The organism is Stenotrophomonas sp. PD6, assembly GCF_049199305.1.
Taxonomy (GTDB): Bacteria; Pseudomonadota; Gammaproteobacteria; order Xanthomonadales; family Xanthomonadaceae; genus Stenotrophomonas.
The window spans coordinates 194,974-197,289 of sequence record NZ_JBLZQD010000007.1; the positions used below are offsets into that span (position 1 = coordinate 194,974).

The window sequence follows — 2,316 nt, forward strand, 5'->3', positions numbered from 1 at the left end:
CCCCCGCGGGCGCCCCCGCGGCCGCCGGGGCCGGGGGCCCCCCCCCCCCCCGCCCCCCCCCCCCCCCCCCACCCCCCCCCCCCCCCCCCCCCGGGGCCCGGGGGGGGGGGCCCCCCCCACGGCCGCCACGGCGATCGCCAGCAGCAGGGTCAGCACGATGGCGATACCGCCGCCGCGTGGCGTGGCGACGCCGTGGCTGCGTCGCTCGCCCGGTTGATCGAGCAGGTTGCGTCGCAGCGCGTAGTGGCGCGCGCACCAGGTAAGCGCTGCCGCGACTGCCAGCACCGCCGGCAGCCCGATCATCCAGACGGACGGCATGGCTTAGAGCACCGCGTAGTTCAGCAGTGGCTTGACCGTCCCCCACTCCTTGCAGCTCGGGCACTGCCAGTGATGGGTACGGGCGCCGAAGCCACACCGCGTGCAGCGGTAGGCGGGATTGCGGACCAGCAGCTGGTCGGTGATGTGCTTGAGGTCATGCAGGGTGGCGGTGGAGTCGGCCCCCTCGGCCAGGGTGAGGTCGATCAGGGCCGATTCGCCCCGCACCGACGGCCGATCCTTGAGCTGGCGCCCCAGATAGGCGCGGGCCGGCGCGACGCCCTCCTGCTCCTCCATCAGCTGGGTCAAGGCCAGGACCGGGGCGATACCCCGATAGTGCTCGGTCATTTCCGAAAGGAATGCGCGCGCGCCGCCCAGGTCCCCTACCTTGCGGTAGTTCTGCATCAGCGGCTGCAGCACTTCGGGCAGGTACTCGGGGTCGTTGCGGGCCGCGCGCTCGAAGGCCCGCACCGCCGCCTCGGCATTGCCGGCGTCGGTTTCCAGGCGACCCTCGATGATGCCGGCACGCACCGACATGGCGTCGGCCTGGTAGGCACGGGCAATGGCCGCCCGCGCCTCATCGATCTTGCCGGCGCCGCGGAAGCGCTCGGCCAGTTCGCATTCGAACTGGCCCACCAGCTTGCCCATCGGCTCGCCGGTGACCTCTTCGAAGCGGGTGGCGTTGTCGATCGCCTTTTCCCACTCCCGCTCGGCCTGGTAGATGCCGATCAGGTGCTTGAGCGCCTGCGGGGCACGCTGGTCGATCTGCGCAAGCTCGGTGAACACGGTCTCGGCACGATCCAGCAGGCCGGACTTCATGTAATCCTCGCCCAGCGCCAGCAGCGCCTGCACGCGCTGTGCGTCGCTCAGGTCGGTGCGGTTGACCAGGCCCTGGTGCAGGCGGATGGCGCGGTCGACCTCGCCACGGCGGCGGAACAGGTGGCCCAGCGCGACCTGGGTCTCGAACGTTTCCTTGTCCAGCTCGGCGATATGCAGGAACAGTTCGATCGCCTTGTCCGGCTGCTCATTGAGCAGATAGTTCAGGCCACGAAAGTAGGTGCTGGAGAGACGGCTGACCTGGTTGTCGCCATGGCGCTGACCGCCACGCCGACCGATCACCCAGCCGGAGATCGCCGCCAGCGGCAGAAACAGGAAGAACCAGAACCACTCGGAGACAAATTCCATCGGCGCTCAGCGTCCGTCGAAAGGAGAAGAAGAGGATGCCACGGGGGCGACGGCCGGAGCCGCCTTCTGCGCTCTGCGCAGTTTGGAATACAACGGAATCACCAGCCCGACCATGACCAGGCCCGCACCGATGATCGCACCGGTCAACAGGGCGATGGTAATCGCCAGGCCGGTACTGGAATGGATGGCAGTGAACCCCAGATTGAGGGTCATGTCCTGCGAATTGAGGGCACCGACAATGAGTCCGGCCACCAGGACGGCGAGCAGGATCAACAGGCGTGCAAGTTTCATGTGGTAGCTCCTGGTCCCGGATGGGTTAGAGAGTAGCGGAGTAACCGTCCGCTCTACCAGTCCGTCAAAGAGAGTCAGGCTGGATCGCTTTCCAGCGGCACGACGGCGCTGACGCGCTCGCGCAGTTCCTTGCCCGGCTTGAAGTGCGGGACATGCTTGCCCGGCAATGCGACCGATTCCCCGGTCTTGGGGTTGCGCCCCAGCCTGGGCGGCCGGTAGTGCAACGAAAAACTGCCGAACCCGCGGATCTCGATGCGATCCCCGCCGGCCAGCGCCCCGCCCATCATTTCCAGCAACGACTTCACCGCCAGATCGACATCGTCCGACTTCAGATGCGCCTGTCGGCGCGCCAGGATTTCGATCAACTCGGATTTGGTCATTGCGGACTCGCGTCGAGGGTCTCAAACCCTGAAACGGCCCCGCCAATTTTGCGGGCCCTACCAGGAACGAAAGGATAGGGTTTGGGCGGATTAATCGGCGTTTTTGCCTTGATGGGTGGCCGCCGCCGCCCGCCCGGCGGGGTGG

3 protein-coding genes and 1 pseudogene are annotated in these 2,316 nt (G+C 67.7%); all 4 read right to left on the reverse strand.

From position 1 onward, the window contains the following. Nucleotides 1–120: 120 nt before the first annotated feature. Nucleotides 121–318, reverse strand: a pseudogene (locus ACOZHM_RS12350) (lipopolysaccharide biosynthesis protein); the annotation flags it as partial. Between the two features lie 3 nt (nucleotides 319–321). Next, nucleotides 322–1,500: a lipopolysaccharide assembly protein LapB gene (lapB, locus tag ACOZHM_RS12355; RefSeq protein ID WP_421569617.1), complete on the reverse strand. Its 1,179-nt coding sequence runs from the start codon at nucleotides 1,498–1,500 to the stop codon at nucleotides 322–324. Nucleotides 1,501–1,506: 6 nt separating this feature from the next. Next, entirely contained in the window at nucleotides 1,507–1,791 is a 285-nt protein-coding gene (locus tag ACOZHM_RS12360) for a LapA family protein (protein WP_421569618.1), read from the reverse strand. Nucleotides 1,792–1,865: 74 nt separating this feature from the next. Beyond that, nucleotides 1,866–2,171, reverse strand: coding sequence for an integration host factor subunit beta (locus ACOZHM_RS12365; protein ID WP_017355596.1), 306 nt, complete (start codon nucleotides 2,169–2,171; stop codon nucleotides 1,866–1,868). Between the last annotated feature and the right edge of the window lie 145 nt (nucleotides 2,172–2,316).

Excerpts from the sequence above, each read along its gene's own strand:
- ACOZHM_RS12365 (WP_017355596.1), bottom strand. The coding sequence starts at position 2,171 with ATGACCAAATCCGAGTTGATCGAAATCCTGGCGCGCCGACAGGCGCAT.
- lapB (WP_421569617.1), bottom strand. The coding sequence starts at position 1,500 with ATGGAATTTGTCTCCGAGTGGTTCTGGTTCTTCCTGTTTCTGCCGCTG.
- ACOZHM_RS12360 (WP_421569618.1), bottom strand. The coding sequence starts at position 1,791 with ATGAAACTTGCACGCCTGTTGATCCTGCTCGCCGTCCTGGTGGCCGGA.